The following is a 14,984-nucleotide window of genomic DNA, read 5'->3' as shown; positions in this document are numbered from 1 at the left end:
CTTCGCTGCGCGACGCCTGAGGCATTCCCGGGCCGCCTCGACCGCGGCGCCACGGGCTTTCGCCGCCGATTGAAAGCCGCCGCGCACGAATGAGGCGCGACGCGCGAGATCAATGCGCCCGATTGCGCAATGTCTCCCTCACCCGCTTCGCGACGAGAACGGCCAGATAATCGCGTATCCGCGCGCCTTCGCTGTATTCGGCCAGCGTTTCTTCATAGAGCCTGGACACCGCCTCGGCGGGCGTGCGGGTTTCGGAAGCGATCGCCTGAACGATCTCGTCGATGCGGTTCTGGACCATGTTTGCACTCCGCAGGGAGGTAAACGGACAAAAACGGCTGGAGCGGGACGCCTATTGAATGACGCCAAAAGCGTCGACGCAAATTGAATCCGTCTATGAATACGCGGGCGTAGCCGCCCGAGCTCTATTCGGACGAATCCGGATGCGCGCCGCGGACCGCCGCGCCCCCCGCCGCCTTCCGCGCCGCCGCTGCTGCGACGCAATGGAGGGTCGGATGGCGATGGCCGGCGATCCGGCGCGCGGCACGTTACACTCTCGTCGCAATTGCGCCATCGCGTCCCGGCGCCGCCCGAACGAACCGCCGCCGTGCGAGCGCGCCTTCCGGTCGCGGTTCGCATCCTTTACACGACTTTCGCAGTCCAACAGGAGTTCACGCATGGCGGTTCGCGACATCCACGACATCGAGCAGATCGAGCGCGTGCCGCTTCACGCGCGTGCGCTGCCCGCAAGCACGCTGCAGATTTTCGACGAGCGCGCGGCGAAGACGCCCGATGCGCCCGCCCTAACCTTCTTCCTCGACGCCGACCGGCACGCCCGTTCGCACACGTGGACCTTCGCCGAGCTGCACGCCGACATCGTCAGGACCGCGAACGTGCTCGCGAACGCCGGGATCGGCGCGGGCGACGTCGCCGCGTTCGTGCTGCCGAACCTGCCCGAGACGCATTTCGCGATCTGGGGCGGCGAAGCGGCGGGCATCGCGATGGCGATCAATCCGCTACTCGACGGCGCGCAGATCGCCGAGCTCGTCGATGCGGCGCGCGCGAAGGTGCTGATCTGCATCGCGCCGACGCCGGGCGTCGACGTCTGGCCGAAGCTCGCGCCGCATCTGGACGCGATGCCGACCGTCGAGACCGTCGTGTGGGTCGACCTGCGGCCGTACGTGTCGCTGCCCAAGCGCGCGGCGCTCGCGTGGATCGAGCGCCGCGAGAAGGCGCGCATGCGCGACAAGCGCATACGGATCGTCAATCTGCACGCCGAAATGCGGCGGCAGCCCGGCGACCGGCTGATCAAGCCGCGCACGATCGCGCCCGACGAGCCGTCGTCGTACTTCTGCACGGGCGGCACGACGGGCCGCCCGAAGATCGCGGTGCGCACGCACGGCTCCGAGGTGTTCGACGTGTGGTCGGCGAGCGAAACGCAGGCGCGCGACGGCGAGGCGCCGCGCACGGTGTTCTGCGGCCTGCCGCTCTTTCACGTGAACGGCCAGCTCGTGACGGGCCTGATGGCCTGGCTGCGCGGCCATCACGTCGTGCTTGGCACGCCGCAGGGCTATCGCGGCAAGAACGTGATCGCGCGCTTCTGGGAAATCGTCGAGGCATACCGGATCAACGCGTTTTCGGGCGTACCGACGCTTTTCGCGGCGCTGTTGCAGCAGCCCGTCGGCCGGCACGACATCGGCTCGCTCGAATACGCGGCGTGCGGCGCCGCGCCGATGCCCGCCGAGCTCGCGCGCAGCTTCGAGCGGACGACCGGCGTGAAGATCGTCGAGGGCTACGGGCTGACCGAAAGCGCGTGCGTCGCGTCGCTCAATCCGCTCGACGGCGAGCGGCGCATCGGCTCGATCGGCCTGCGCCTGCCGTATCAGCGGATGCGCGCGGTGATCGTCGACGACACCGGGCACTACGTGCGCGACGCGCTCGTCGACGAGGTCGGGCTGATCGCGCTCGCGGGGCCGAACGTGTTTCGCGGCTATCTCGATCCGGCGCACGAGCGCGGATTGTGGATCGACATCGCGGGCGAGCGGTGGCTGAACACGGGCGACCTCGGCCGCCGCGACGCGGGCGGCTATTTCTGGCTCGTTGGCCGCAAGAAGGAGCTGATCATCCGCGGCGGGCACAACATCGATCCGCGCATCATCGAGGACGCGCTCGCGACCCATCCGGCCGTCGCGCTGGCGGCGGCGGTCGGCCGCCCGGACGCGCACGCGGGCGAGTTGCCCGTCGCTTATGTCCAGCTGAAAGCGGGCGCGAGCGCCGACGAGCGCGCGCTGCTCGCGTTCGCCGCGGGCGTGATTCCCGAGCGCGCGGCGGTGCCGAAACACGTGCGGATACTCGATGCGGTGCCGACGACCGCGGTCGGCAAGATCTTCAAGCCGGAGCTGCAGCGGCTCGAAATCGCCGACGTCGTCGCCGCGTGCGCGCGCGACGCGCAGATCGAGCTCGAGCAGGTCGACGTCGTGCAGGACGCGCGGCGCGGGCTCGTCGCGAAGATCGCCGCGCGCGGCTCGCGCGACGCCCTCGCCGAGCTGCTCGCTCGCCATGCGTTCCCGGTCGACTGGATCGGCGACGGCGCGCCCGCCGCGGCGCCCGCATGCGAGGCGGCGACGCAGCGCGAGCGCGCGCCGTGACCGCGGCCGTCTTGCGCCGCCTGATCCACCGCCCATCCGTCATGCGAGCCGAACCTTGACGCGCGCCGGCAACTTTCGCGTGACCGCGGCCGTCGTCGCGAGCGCGCTTTTCATGCAGAACCTCGACAGCACGGTCGTCGCGACCGCGCTGCCGAGCATGGCGCGTGACCTCGACGTGAACGTCGTGTTCCTGAGCAGCGCGATCACGTCGTATCTCGTCGCGCTGACCGTGTTCATCCCGGTGAGCGGCTGGATCGCGGACCGCTTCGGCGCGAAGCGCGTGTTCATCGCGGCCATCGCGATCTTCACGGCGGCGTCGGTGATGTGCGCGGCGGCGAACGGGCTCACGGCGCTGATCGCCGCGCGCGTCCTGCAAGGCGCGGGCGGCGCGCTGATGGTGCCCGTCGGCCGCCTGATCCTCTATCGCGGCGTGTCGCGCGACGAGATGCTCGCGGCGACCACCTGGCTCACGATGCCCGCGCTCGTCGGTCCGCTGCTCGGTCCGCCGCTCGGCGGCTTCCTGACCGATGCGCTGTCGTGGCGCGCGGTGTTCTGGATCAACGTTCCGGTCGGCGTCGCGGGCGCGGCGCTCGCCGCGCGCCTCATCCCCGCGTCGGCGGGCGAGCGGCGCGCGCCGCCCGACCTCGCCGGCATGCTGCTCGTCGGTGCGGCGCTCGCCGCGCTGATGCTCGGCGTCGAAACGGCCGGCCGCGGCGTGCTGCCGGCTGGCGTGCCGGCGCTCGGCGTCGGCGCGGGCGTCGTGCTCGGCTGGCTCGCGATCCGCCATTGCCGGCGCGTCGAGCATCCGGCCGTCGATTTGTCGCTGCTCGGGATTCCTACTTTTCATGCGGCGACGATCGCGGGCAGCCTGTTTCGCGCGGGGGCCGGCGCGCTGCCGTTTCTCGTGCCGTTGACGCTGCAGGTCGGCTTCGGCGCGAGCGCGTCGAAAAGCGGCGCCATCACGCTCGCGAGCGCGCTCGGCTCGCTCGTGATGCGGCCGATGACGCATGCGGCGTTGCATCGCGCGTCGATGCGCACGGTGTTGATCGCGGGCAGCGTATCGTTCGCCGCGGTGCTGGTCGCGTGCGCGACGCTGTCGGCCGCGTGGCCGGATGCGGCCATCTTCGCATTGCTGCTCGTGGGCGGGCTGTCGCGCTCGCTCAGCTTCGCGTCGATGGGCGCGCTCGTGTTCTCCGACGTGCCGAGCGAGCGGCTCGCCGCCGCGACGTCGTTTCAGGGAACCGCGCAGCAACTGATGCGCGCGGTCGGCGTCGCCGTTGCGGCGAGCGCGCTGCATCTGGCGATGCTGGCGGGCGGGCGCGGCCGCGCGAGCCAGACGGATTTCGCGTGCGCGTTCGTTGCGATCGCGCTCGTCGTGCTGGCGTCGGTGCCGATGTTCGCCGCGCTGCCGGCGGGCGCGGGCGAAGGGCTCGCGGGGCCGGCGCGCCGGTCGCGGGAGTGACGCGGCGAGCAAATCAGCGCGCAAATCGGCGGCCGGCGTGCGTCGGGGCGAAGCGCGGACGTGTCGCGGCCGGACGGCCGGGTGGCGCGCACGGTTTGGCAGGCCGATCGATAGGCCAGCGCGCAATGTCGCGACCCGCGATCGGGCCGCTCGTCCCCGGTTTGCCGGTGTCTTGACGGAGCTCGACCGCGCCGGCCCGCCCCCGATACGCGTGTGCGGTTCGGTCAACGCCCGCTTCACGGCCTCGCAGCGAAATTCCTTCGTATAGGCCGCCGTCGGAATCAGACGCACCCATGCCTGCGCTCCTCAATCTTACGAAACGTTGGTTTCGCGGATCGGCTCCGGATTCCCGAGCAGATTCGCGAAATCAAGACCATCAGCACTTCGCCGGCCGGTCAGGCGCGCATTTTTGCTGATGAACTTCAGGTCATCGATGGGCGAGCGCCCGATCGGCCATCAAGCCTTTTAGCCGCTCGTTCGTCGTTTCCGAATTCTTGAGTCGACGGGCAACGGCCATGTCCACGCCGCCCAATTATCACGCCGCCGGTTGAATACTTGTTCCGAGATGCGATGGCATTCACACCGATCCTTCACCGGTTCATTGCGGCGCTCGATTTTGCGTAAGATGAATAATCGAATAAACGATAAATCGCTCCTTCGCCGGGCACATTTGTTTTATAAAACAAATATCTTTTCAAATTACACAAAACCAGGATGAAATTATGTAATCAATGCTTTGTTGATTAACTATGGAGGTGATTCATATGTTAGCGGCTTACCCAATCTAAGTCGAATTGGTTTTGTCGCCATTCACGCAAGACGCCGCATTTTCAGTAAATTGATTGCCGTCAATTTTCATTGCTCCCCTTGGGCGGCCGGATGATGGATTGAACGTGCTCGTCAATCGAGAGTGACGCCGAATCCCATTCTCATATCGAGGAAGATAAATCATGAAGCTAAAAGGAATGCTCTCCACCGCGGCGGCATGCGCGGCACTACTCTCGACTTCCGTCTCGCAAGCGGTGGTCATCACTCCGCCCGGCAGCGCAGGAGCGCCGATGCCTTTTACCGCAAGCGGGCCGGCCACCGTCAGTAAAGCGGGTATTCCAATCGGATGCACGATCGTATTTACCGGCACGATCGACGGCGCGGGCAAACTCCTGGTCACCAGTGCAAATTTCAGCGGATCTGCGCTTTGCAAGGTCGTTAAGGCCAACGCAAGCGTGACGTCACCCTGGAGTGGTCAAGTCGATGGCCCCAATCAATTGACGCTCGATAACGTGTCAGTCAACGTCAACGCACCGCTAGTGGGCGGACAATGCGGCCCCAGTAAAGTCGTGACGCAAATACGCGAAGCCGATGGCGAAACCGTAATCGGCCTGAATAATGTCGCTCTATCTGGCGGGTGCGGCATCACCGGTGCGCTAACGACGAATCCATACATGCACGTTTCGCCGTAATTCACCAGCCGGCGTCCAGTCCGAACGGCGTCATCGACATCACACGTTCATTATCGTCAGAGCAGGCGTCGGGCGTGAGTCGGCGCTCTCGTCGCTGGCCATCGATAATGCGGTCGCGCAACGGGCGCTCTTGGAGCGCCCGGCGCCGCAGAAACGCCAAGGGACGCTTACATTCGATGAAATGCGCTCGGGCGTTTTACATCTTGCCTTTTGCGTAATCAGGTCAAGATGATCCGGGCGCTATTGAGCGATGAGGTACGGGGCGCGAATCGAATCCGTGTCGCCGGCCAAGGAACGCGATTCGGGGCGGGCGGCGGCCGACGGTCCGCTCTGATCGTGGGGCCGTCGATCCGGCCGGCGCGCGCGGCGTCAGGCCGCTTCCGGGCGGTCGCGCGCGACGAGATCGAGATACGCGCTCACGTCGCCGCCGTCGAGCGGCTTGACCATCACGCGAATCGTGCGCACCGCGTCTTTCATCGGAACGTTCGAGCGGGTGCGCACTTCGCCGTACCCCGAACGCGTCCAGAAGCGCTCGGCGCGGGGCGTGCCGCTGACGACGCCGAGCCGCAGCCAGCGCGCGCCCCGCGCCCGCGTCCACGCCTCGAGCGCCGCGTAGAGGCAACGCGCGACGCCCTGCCCGTGCCGCGCCGTCTCGACGATGAAGAGATCGACGTGCCACACGCCGGGCGCGAACATGTCGGCGAAGAGCGTCGCGAAAGCGACGAGCGGCGCGCCGACGCCGGCATTCGCGGCCGGCCGATAGCCGATCGCCCATTTGGCGGTGCAACCCCATTCGGCGGACGGCATTCCCGCGTATTCGACAGCCGCTTCGTCCGGCGCGGGCGGCGCGCCTGCCGTGTCGCGGAAATATTCGGGGTTGCGTTCGAAGAAGGCCTGGATCGCGGGGATGTCGTCGGCTACGAGCGCGATCGCGCGGACGTCGCCGCAGTCGAAGAGCGCCCGCGTGCGCGAAGAGGCGGCGGAATCGGTCGGATGCATGGGTTCTTCCACGTGGATCATGTCAGGGAGGGCCGCGATGCCGGCGTTGACCGGGCGGCAGCCAGCAGCCACTTGCCGCCGGGCGAAGCCGCGCGCCGCCGCGAACGATCGCCGGCTGGACGAAATCGCGGCGACCGCCGGCTCACGACATTTCCATCGGCTTGCGCGAGCGTCGCCGGGCGAGTGCGCGCCGGCGCGCCTTAAATCGGGCGCGGATCGCACGGCCATGGCGGAACGGCGGCAGACGATCGGGCGGAAAGCGCCGATGCGCGCGGGGCCCGCCGTTCCACCGTTTCAGGCGTGCGCCGTGCCGCCACGGCGGCACTCCGCGCGTCGAGCGCGCGCGAGGAATGGGGGCGCAAGGGCTGCCGCGGCCGCTCGCCGCACGCCGCCGCGCTTCGCCGCGACTTCTACCGCAACCGCCGCTCAACTCCCCGCCCGCGTGGCCGCCAGGAACAGCACGGGCGGCCGCCGGCAGTCCGCCTCGAGATCGGGCCGCACGGCGAGCGCGTCGGGAATCGGCGCCGGCTCGCCGAGGTGCGTGAGCGTGAAGCCCGCCTTCAGCAGCGTGTTCACGTAAGTCTCGACCGTCCGGTGGTACTTGACCACGCCGTCGACGAACCAGCGCGTGTCGCGCCGCCCTTCCTGCCGGTAGCGATCGACGGGCCAGTGCTGTTTGTGGCCGTCGTCATCGCGCACCCAGCCGTGCGGATACGCGGTGCACATCGGATGCTCGACCGAGAACACGAAGCGGCCGTTCGAGCGCAGCGCGTCGTAGGTCCGCGCGACGACGCCGGTGTAATCCTCGACGTAATGCAGCGCGAGCGACGACACGACGAGATCGAACGCGCGCGTCGCCGCGTGATAGGTCTCGATCGACCGCTGCAGATAGGTGATCGCATCGTCCGCGGTGCGTGCGCGCGCCTCGTCGAGCATTCGCGACGACACGTCGACGGCCGTCACCGACACGGCGCCGTGCGCACGCGCGTAGCGGGCGAAATCGCCGAAGCCGCAGCCGAGGTCGAGCACGTGCAGGCCCGCGAGGTTGGGCAACAGGCGCTTCAGTGCGGGAAATTCGAGTGCGCCGTTCAGGCCGGTGTCGCCTTGTCGAAGCGTGCGGTAGCCTGCGAAGAACGATGCGTCGTCGTAGATGTTTTGCGGCGCGGGCTGTGGCGCCGTGTGGGAATCGCTGCTCACGATGGACGCTCCTTGACGTAGACGGCAATCGGCGGAAAAGCGGCTCGAAACGACACGAAAACGACGAACGACGGTGCAGTGCAATATCCGTTGCGTGCGCTGCGCCGTCCGTCGCATTGTATCGCCACGCATGAGGAAATGCGCAGTCCAAAACGATTGTTTCGGATTCGGCCGAACGCGCCCTCGTTTGCCAAAGCGCGCCCGCTCAAGTACCTTGAACCCCTGCCGTCTGCGATCGGCCCCCGCTTCGCCCCTGGCCGAACCCCGCCGCCCGGGCGCACGGACGCTATCGCATCCGTTCATCCGTTCGCCCGTTGCACGACAGGAGTGCCGCCCCGATGAGAATCCCCCGTTTCAGCCGTTCCCTGCGCGCGGTCGCGGCCGCCGCCGCAGCCGCCGTCCCGCTCGTTTGCGCCGCGCCCGGCGCGCATGCCGCCGACGCGGTCACGGTCGCCTCGAAGATCGACACCGAAGGCAACCTGCTCGGCAGCGTGATCGCGCAGGTGCTGAAGGCGCACGGCATCGCCGTCGTCGACAAGATCGGGCTCGGCGCGACGCCGATCGTCAGAAAGGCGCTGACCACGGGTGAAATCGACATCTATCCGGAATACACCGGCAACGCGGCGTTCTTCTTCAACAAGGCCGACGATCCCGCGTGGAAGAACGCCGCGCAAGGCTACGCGCTCGCGAAGCGGCTCGACTACGCGGCGAACCGGATCGTCTGGCTCGCGCCCGCGCCGGCGAACAATACGTGGGGCGTCGCGGTGCTGAGCTCGGTCGCGCAGTCGCAGCATCTGAAGACGTTCGGCGACTTCGGCAAGTGGGTCGGCGCGGGCGGCAAGGTGAAGCTCGCCGCGTCGGCCGAGTTCGTCAACAGCGCGTCCGCGCTGCCGTCGTTCGAGAAGGCGTACGGCTTCAAGCTGAAGCCGGAGCAGATGCTCGTGCTGTCGGGCGGCGACACCGCCGCGACGATCAAGGCCGCCGCGCAGCAGACGGACGGCGTGAACGCCGCGATGGTCTACGGCACCGACGGCGGCATCGCGGCCGCGGGGCTCACCGTCCTCGACGACGACAAGCACGTGCAGCCCGTCTACGCGCCGACGCCGATCGTCCGCGAGGCGGTGCTGAAGGCGCATCCGCAGATCGCCGACTATCTGAAGCCGGTCTTCGCGAGCCTCGATCTGAAGACCCTGCAGACGCTCAACGCGCGAATCCAGATCAACGGCGAGCCGGCCGCGAGCGTCGCGGCGAGTTATCTGAAAGCGAAGGGCTTCGTCAAATGACGGCGCGCACGGCGCGCGGGGCCGGCGCGTCCGCCCCCGCGCCGCGCCCGCGCGCGCTGCCGGCGTGGGCCGCGCGCATCGACAAGGTCGGCGTGCTGATCGCCGCGCTCGTCGCGTACGCGGCGTTCGTCGAGCCATTCGTCACGCTGCGCGCGAACCGCATCGCGGCGGGCGCGGGGCTCGCGCCCGGCGCGGTGTTTCCGTCACTCGAGGCCGGCGCGCTCGACGCGCTGTGGGCGGCGGGCGCGCTCTTCGCGCTCGTGCGCAGCCGCGCGACGCTGCGCGCCGCCGTCGGCGCGGCGCTCGTGCTCGCGCTGTGCGTGGCCGTCGGCGACGCGCCCGCGCATCTCGTCACGCCGGACACGCCGCTCGCGCGCGTGTCGCCCGCATCGGGCGCATGGCTGCTGCTGTTCGCGTTCGCGGTGCTGATCGCCGACGCGCTCGCCCGCATCGCGCTCGCGCCGGGCACGCGCCTCGTCGCGCTCGCGGCCGCCATCGCGGCGCTCGCGGCGTTCATCCATGGCGGCTTCTGGGACGGGCTGTCGGTGATGCAGGAATACGCGGTGCGCGCCGACACGTTCCGCAGCGAGGCGGCCCGCCACCTCGCGCTCGTCGCCGGCTCGGTCGCGGCGGCCGTCGCGGCGGGCGTGCCGCTCGGCATCGGCTGCACGCGCTCGGCCGCGCTGCGCGGCGCGCTGATGCCGCTCCTGAACGTCGTGCAGACGATCCCGAGCATCGCGCTGTATGGCCTGCTGATGGCGCCGCTCGCGATCCTCGCCGCGCGCGTGCCGCTCGCCGCCCGCCTCGGCGTGAGCGGCATCGGCGTCGCGCCCGCGCTGATCGCCCTCTTCCTGTACGCGCTGCTGCCGATCGTGTCGAGCGTCGTCGTCGGCTTCGCGCAGGTGAGCGCCGCCGTCGTCGAGGCCGCGCAGGCGATGGGAATGACGGGCCGCGAGCGGCTCGTCGCGGTCGAGCTGCCGCTCGCGCTGCCCGTCGTGCTGTCCGGCGTGCGCATCGTGCTCGTGCAGAACATCGGCTTGGCCGCCGTCGCCGCGCTGATCGGCGGCGGCGGCTTCGGCACGTTCATCTTCCAGGGCATCGGCCAGTCGGCGACCGATCTCGTGCTGCTCGGCGCGCTGCCGACGATCGCGCTCGCGCTCGTCACCGCCGTGCTGTTCGAGGCCGCGACCGAGATCGCGAAAGGAGCGCGCCGATGATCGAGATCGAACGCGTGAGCCGGCTTTTCGGCGATGCCGCCTCGCGGGGCGTGCCGCCCGTCGTCGCGGTCGACGACGTGTCGCTCGCGGTCGCGCGCGGCACGGTGACGGCGCTCGTCGGCGCGTCGGGCAGCGGCAAGTCGACGCTGCTGCGGATGATCAACCGGCTGATCGCGCCGACGAGCGGGACGATTCGCGTCGGCGGCGTCGATACCGCGAGCGTGCCCGCCGAGACGCTGCGGCGCGGCATCGGCTACGTGATCCAGGGGCACGGCCTGTTTCCGCACTGGACGGTCGCGCGCAACGTCGCGACGGTGCCGCGCCTGCTCGGCTGGCGCGCGGCGCGCATCGACGCTCGGGTGCGCGAGCTGCTCGAGCTGTTCGAGCTCGATTACGACGCGTACGCGCGCAAGCTGCCGCATCAGCTGTCGGGCGGCCAGCAGCAGCGCGTCGGCGTCGCGCGCGCGCTTGCCGCCGAGCCCGCCATCCTGCTGATGGACGAACCGTTCGGCGCGCTCGATCCGATCATCCGCGGCAAGGCGCAGGATGATCTCGTCGCGCTGCAGCGCAGGCTCAGGATCACGATCGTGATCGTCACGCACGACATCGACGAGGCGCTGCGGCTCGGCGATCAGATCGCGGTGATGGACGCGGGGCGCATTCTGCAGGCAGGCCCGCCCGCCGAGATTCTCGGCAGGCCGCAGCCGGGCGTCGTCGAGCGGCTCGTCGCGGGCCTCGACCGGCCGCTGCGGCTTCTCGCGCTCACGCGCGTCGACGCGCTCGCCGAGCCGGGCGCGGCGCCCGGCGAGCCGATCTCCGGCGCGCTCACGCTGCGCGACGCGATCTCCGAGCTGCTGTGGCGCGGCGTTCCCGCGCTGCCCGTGTCGAGCGCCGACGGCACCGTGACGACGCGCATCACGCTCGCCGCGATCGTCGCGCAGGCGAAGCGGCCGGCATGAGGCGCACGATGAACGCCGCCAAAGCAACCGGCAAGACCGGCGCGGCGTGCGCGATCGGCGCCGCGAGCCGCCGCGTCGGCCTCGCGCTCGCCCGCATCGCCGCGCTCGCGGCGCTCGCCGTGCTGCTCGCCCGGCCCGACTGGCTCGAGCCGCTGTTCGCGCCGTTCGCCGACAACGGCGCCCCCGCGATCTACCGGCGCGCAAGCCTTTTCGACCTGACGCTCTCGCATCTCGCGATCGTCGCGGTCGCGAGCGCGGCGGGCGCGATATGCGCGCTCGCCGCCGGAATCTTCGTCACGCGGCGCGCGGGCGCCGAATTCCTGCCGGTGGCGCGCAGCGTCGTGCACATCGGGCAGACCTTCCCGCCCGTCGCGGTGCTCGCGCTCGCGGTGCCCGCGGTCGGCTTCGGCGTGAAGCCCGTGCTGATCGCGCTGATCCTGTACGGGCTGCTGCCCATCTTCGAGAGCACGATCGCGGGCCTTCAGGACGTGCCCGCCGACGCCGTCGACGCCGCGCGCGGCATGGGCATGAGCGCGCTGCAGCGGCTCGCGTGGGTCGAGCTGCCGCTCGCGTTTCCGGTGATCCTGAACGGCATCCGGCTCGCCGTCGTCATCAATCTCGGCACCGCGACGATCGGCTCGACCGTCGCGGCCAAGGGGCTCGGCGACGTGATCATCGCAGGGCTGCAAACATCGAATACCGCGTTCGTGCTGCAAGGCGGCGTCGTCGTCGCACTGCTCGCGGTGCTGATCTACGACGCGCTCGGCGTGATCGGGCAATGGATCGCGCCTGCGGGCGCGGCGCGGCGCGAAGGTGGCGCGTGAGTTCACGCGTAAGTCGGCGTGTCGAGCGGCGCATACGGCGGCCGGCCGGGCGTGATGCGCGAATGCGCGCCGGCGCGCCGCGTCGAGCGATGCGTGACTGTTCGCCGGCCGATGCCGCTTCGCCGCTTCGCCGCTTCGCCGCTTCGCCGTTTCCGAGCGGCGAAACGCATGAACGATATCGCACGCATAGGGGCGCGTACGCGTCGCCGCATCGGACCGCACGCCGCGCCGACGTCATCGGACGCCGACACGTCATACCCTCGTTGAATTCGGCGCGTTGAATTCGGCGCGTTGAATTCGGTGTGTTGAATTCGATTACGCATTCCGTTCGAGCGGCACTGCGCCGGTCGCGCAATTCGACTTGCCGCTCGGGCGATTGCCGCCGCGCGCGTCGCTACTCGTCAGCCGCAAGGCGCCGAGAAAAAAACGATGAATGCATTGCGCGCGTCGCTTTCATTGCGTGACGACATACGCGCGCGTCTTCATCGTCACATATTCGTCACAATTCGCTCCCGAAAGCGTCCCGCTCGGCGCGCACGCACCACATGCGATCGCGCGCCAGCGCACGGCGCGCACGCGTTCGCGCGCGCGCTTCCGGCGACCTGCGGTCAATTACGATTTCAGCAAGATGGAATTGCGTCGAATGAAGGTAATCGCGACTGGCGCCGGCGATCAAGCGCTCATCGAGAGCATGAAAGACAGCGACATGCACTCCGTTCCTAGCACCATTTGCACACTGTCCGGAGGCCTTCCGGCGTTTTTTGATCCATGACATAAAGTGCCGTTTAAATTGTTTTCAATTGTTATGCAATCGGGAAGAATTGAATCGACGAAAGCAAATTCAAATACCGAATTTGACGGATTTTGAATGGCTTCGATCGGCTCGTTTCGGGTGTGTGAATCCGGATAGACCGTCCGATTCAGGCACACGCGGAAATTCGACCGCCAAAAGCGATCGAGAGCGGATTCGAACCTAAAAGCAGGAAGCATGATGAGAATCTGTATCGAAAATATTCAACCGGGAGTCACGCGAGAAGAGCTGCAGGCTTTTCTATTCAAATACACCGGAAAGAAATTCACCGACATTCAATTCATCGGGCAATCGGGCCCGCGGCCGAGCGCGCTGATCGACATGGACAGCGCCAATTGGGGTGCGCTCGCCGAAATTCGTCGCCGCCTGCACGGCATGTACTGGAAGCGGCGCCGGATCGGCGTCTGGCTCTTTTCGTTCTGGGACCGCAGCGACGCCGCCGAGGCGCGGCGTCAACGCGAAGCCCGCGCGCAACAACCCGGGAGCGGACCGATGACGACACTCCGCCGATAACGCTCGATCGAGCACGCACTTTCGGATTTCTAACAACGCGCGTTCCGCCGGATACGCGCATGCCAGCGGCAGACCGCCGCGCGCTTTCGCCCCGGCGGAAGCGCGATGGCCGCGTGCGCGCCGCGATTTTGCAACAACGCGACTGCGAGGAAACATCATGGCTGAAGTGATTCAAGACGTCGCGGCGAAACCCGCCGCGAGCAAGCTGCGACTCGGCGCGCTGACCGCGCTCGTCGTCGGATCGATGATCGGCGGCGGCATCTTCTCGCTGCCGCAAAACATGGCCGCCACGGCCGAAGCCGGCGCGATCCTGATCGGCTGGGCGATCACCGCGGTCGGCATGCTCACGCTCGCGTTCGTGTTCCAGACGCTCGCGAACCGCAAGCCGCAGCTCGACGGCGGCGTGTACGCATACGCGCAGGCGGGCTTCGGCGACTACATGGGCTTCTCGTCCGCGTGGGGCTACTGGATCAGCGCGTGGCTCGGCAACGTCGGCTACTTCGTGCTGCTGTTCTCGACGCTCGGCTACTTCTTTCCGGTGTTCGGCGAAGGCAACACGCCCGCCTCGATCGCCGGCGCGTCGGTGCTGCTGTGGGCCGTGCACTTTCTCGTGCTGCGCGGCATCCGGCAAGCGGCGTTCATCAACCTCGTCACGACCGTCGCGAAGATCGTCCCGCTCGCGGTATTCATCCTGATCTGCTTCTTCGCGTTCAAGCTGGACGTGTTCAGGGCCGACATCTGGGGCCGCGCGAACCCGTCGCTCGGCTCGGTGATGAACCAGGTCCGCAGCATGATGCTCGTGACGGTCTGGGTCTTCATCGGCATCGAGGGCGCGAGCATCTTCTCGGCGCGCGCGGAGAAGCGCAGCGACGTCGGGCGCGCGACCGTGATCGGCTTCGTCGGCGTGCTGCTCGTGCTCGTGCTCGTCAACGTGCTGTCGCTCGGCATCATGACGCAGCCGCAGCTCGCGAAGCTGCAGAACCCGTCGATGGCGGCCGTGCTCGAGCACGTCGTCGGCCACTGGGGCGCCGTGCTCATCAGCGTCGGCCTCGTCGTGTCGCTCGCCGGCGCGCTGCTGTCGTGGGTGCTGCTTTGCGCGGAGATCATGTTCTCGGCCGCGAAGGACCACACGATGCCCGCGTTCCTGCGCAAGGAGAACGCGAACCACGTGCCCGCCAACGCGCTCTGGCTCACGAACGCGCTCGTCCAGGTGTTCCTGCTGATCACGCTGTTCTCGCAAAGCACCTATCTGTCGCTGATCTATCTCGCGACGTCGATGATCCTGATCCCGTACTTCTGGTCGGCCGCCTACGCGCTCCTTCTCGCCGTGCGCGGCGAGACCTACGAGAACGACGCCCGCGCGCGCCGCACGGACGGCTTCGTCGCAGCGCTCGCCGTGCTCTACGCAGTGTGGCTGCTGTACGCGGGCGGCGCCAAGTATCTGCTGCTGTCCGCCCTTCTCTATGCGCCGGGCGCGCTCTTCTTCGCGAAGGCGAAGCGCGAGCTCGGCAAGCCGGTCTTCACCGCCGTCGAAAAGCTGATCTTCGCGGCGGCGTCCGCCGCCGCGGTGTTCGCGGCCTACGCGCTCCATAGCGGGCTCATCACCCTTTGATC

General features: G+C 68.4%; 12 protein-coding genes. 9 read left to right on the top strand and 3 right to left on the bottom strand.

Annotated features, from left to right (window positions below; translation table 11 throughout):
- Positions 1-109: 109 nt before the first annotated feature.
- Positions 110-298 (bottom strand): DUF3562 domain-containing protein, encoded by a 189-nt coding sequence (locus WS91_RS13645; RefSeq protein ID WP_038742975.1) that lies wholly within the window; start codon positions 296-298, stop codon positions 110-112.
- A gap of 376 nt (positions 299-674) precedes the next feature.
- On the opposite strand from WS91_RS13645, the gene WS91_RS13640 reads away from it, so the two are divergent.
- The 3 genes from WS91_RS13640 (at position 675) to WS91_RS35830 (ending at position 5,567) form a co-directional block, all read left to right on the top strand.
- Positions 675-2,645, top strand: a complete 1,971-nt coding sequence (locus WS91_RS13640; RefSeq protein WP_059670413.1) for an acyl-CoA synthetase — start codon at positions 675-677, stop codon at positions 2,643-2,645.
- Positions 2,646-2,700: 55 nt separating this feature from the next.
- Positions 2,701-4,107 (top strand): MFS transporter, encoded by a 1,407-nt coding sequence (locus tag WS91_RS13635; RefSeq protein WP_257789123.1) that lies wholly within the window; start codon positions 2,701-2,703, stop codon positions 4,105-4,107.
- Positions 4,108-5,057: 950 nt separating this feature from the next.
- Entirely contained in the window at positions 5,058-5,567 is a 510-nt protein-coding gene (locus WS91_RS35830) for an activator protein (protein ID WP_145986769.1), read from the top strand.
- Positions 5,568-5,936: 369 nt separating this feature from the next.
- Here the strand turns inward: WS91_RS35830 and WS91_RS13630 are convergent, their stop codons facing one another.
- The gene (locus WS91_RS13630; protein ID WP_059574935.1) at positions 5,937-6,566 is read right to left on the bottom strand and encodes a GNAT family N-acetyltransferase; all 630 of its coding nucleotides are present in this window, start codon (positions 6,564-6,566) and stop codon (positions 5,937-5,939) included.
- Between the two features lie 426 nt (positions 6,567-6,992).
- Complete coding sequence (locus WS91_RS13625) at positions 6,993-7,763, bottom strand: class I SAM-dependent methyltransferase (RefSeq protein ID WP_038742983.1); 771 nt, start codon at positions 7,761-7,763, stop codon at positions 6,993-6,995.
- A gap of 338 nt (positions 7,764-8,101) precedes the next feature.
- Between WS91_RS13625 and osmF the strand changes: the two genes are divergently transcribed.
- The 6 genes from osmF to arcD all read left to right on the top strand — a co-directional run bounded on the left by osmF (position 8,102) and on the right by arcD (position 14,982).
- On the top strand, positions 8,102-9,046 hold the full coding sequence (gene osmF / locus WS91_RS13620) for a glycine betaine ABC transporter substrate-binding protein OsmF (protein WP_038742985.1): 945 nt from the start codon (positions 8,102-8,104) through the stop codon (positions 9,044-9,046).
- Positions 9,043-10,263 (top strand): ABC transporter permease, encoded by a 1,221-nt coding sequence (locus WS91_RS13615; protein ID WP_038742988.1) that lies wholly within the window; start codon positions 9,043-9,045, stop codon positions 10,261-10,263. The genes osmF and WS91_RS13615 overlap by 4 nt, the downstream gene beginning before the upstream one ends.
- On the top strand, positions 10,260-11,222 hold the full coding sequence (locus tag WS91_RS13610) for an ABC transporter ATP-binding protein (RefSeq protein WP_038742991.1): 963 nt from the start codon (positions 10,260-10,262) through the stop codon (positions 11,220-11,222). The genes WS91_RS13615 and WS91_RS13610 overlap by 4 nt, the downstream gene beginning before the upstream one ends.
- The gene (locus WS91_RS13605; RefSeq protein WP_038742993.1) at positions 11,219-12,046 is read left to right on the top strand and encodes an ABC transporter permease; all 828 of its coding nucleotides are present in this window, start codon (positions 11,219-11,221) and stop codon (positions 12,044-12,046) included. Before WS91_RS13610 ends, WS91_RS13605 begins: the two co-directional genes overlap by 4 nt.
- Before the next feature lie 991 nt (positions 12,047-13,037).
- Positions 13,038-13,370: an RNA-binding protein gene (locus WS91_RS13600; RefSeq protein WP_038743315.1), complete on the top strand. Its 333-nt coding sequence runs from the start codon at positions 13,038-13,040 to the stop codon at positions 13,368-13,370.
- A gap of 157 nt (positions 13,371-13,527) precedes the next feature.
- Positions 13,528-14,982 carry an arginine-ornithine antiporter gene (arcD, locus tag WS91_RS13595; protein ID WP_052144961.1) on the top strand — a complete coding sequence of 485 codons (1,455 nt, stop codon included), beginning with the start codon at positions 13,528-13,530 and terminating at the stop codon, positions 14,980-14,982.
- Positions 14,983-14,984 lie beyond the last annotated feature (2 nt).

The organism is Burkholderia sp. MSMB1498 (assembly GCF_001526245.1).
In the GTDB taxonomy this organism is placed as follows: Bacteria; Pseudomonadota; Gammaproteobacteria; order Burkholderiales; family Burkholderiaceae; genus Burkholderia; species Burkholderia savannae.
This window is presented reverse-complemented; position numbering and strand designations above follow the sequence as displayed.

Coding starts and splice junctions, on each gene's coding strand:
- WS91_RS13615 (WP_038742988.1), top strand. CDS start 9,043: ATGACGGCGCGCACGGCGCGCGGGGCCGGCGCGTCCGCCCCCGCGCCG.
- WS91_RS13645 (WP_038742975.1), bottom strand. CDS start 298: ATGGTCCAGAACCGCATCGACGAGATCGTTCAGGCGATCGCTTCCGAA.
- WS91_RS35830 (WP_145986769.1), top strand. CDS start 5,058: ATGAAGCTAAAAGGAATGCTCTCCACCGCGGCGGCATGCGCGGCACTA.
- WS91_RS13600 (WP_038743315.1), top strand. CDS start 13,038: ATGAGAATCTGTATCGAAAATATTCAACCGGGAGTCACGCGAGAAGAG.
- osmF (WP_038742985.1), top strand. CDS start 8,102: ATGAGAATCCCCCGTTTCAGCCGTTCCCTGCGCGCGGTCGCGGCCGCC.
- WS91_RS13610 (WP_038742991.1), top strand. CDS start 10,260: ATGATCGAGATCGAACGCGTGAGCCGGCTTTTCGGCGATGCCGCCTCG.
- WS91_RS13630 (WP_059574935.1), bottom strand. CDS start 6,566: ATGCATCCGACCGATTCCGCCGCCTCTTCGCGCACGCGGGCGCTCTTC.
- WS91_RS13605 (WP_038742993.1), top strand. CDS start 11,219: ATGAGGCGCACGATGAACGCCGCCAAAGCAACCGGCAAGACCGGCGCG.
- WS91_RS13640 (WP_059670413.1), top strand. CDS start 675: ATGGCGGTTCGCGACATCCACGACATCGAGCAGATCGAGCGCGTGCCG.
- arcD (WP_052144961.1), top strand. CDS start 13,528: ATGGCTGAAGTGATTCAAGACGTCGCGGCGAAACCCGCCGCGAGCAAG.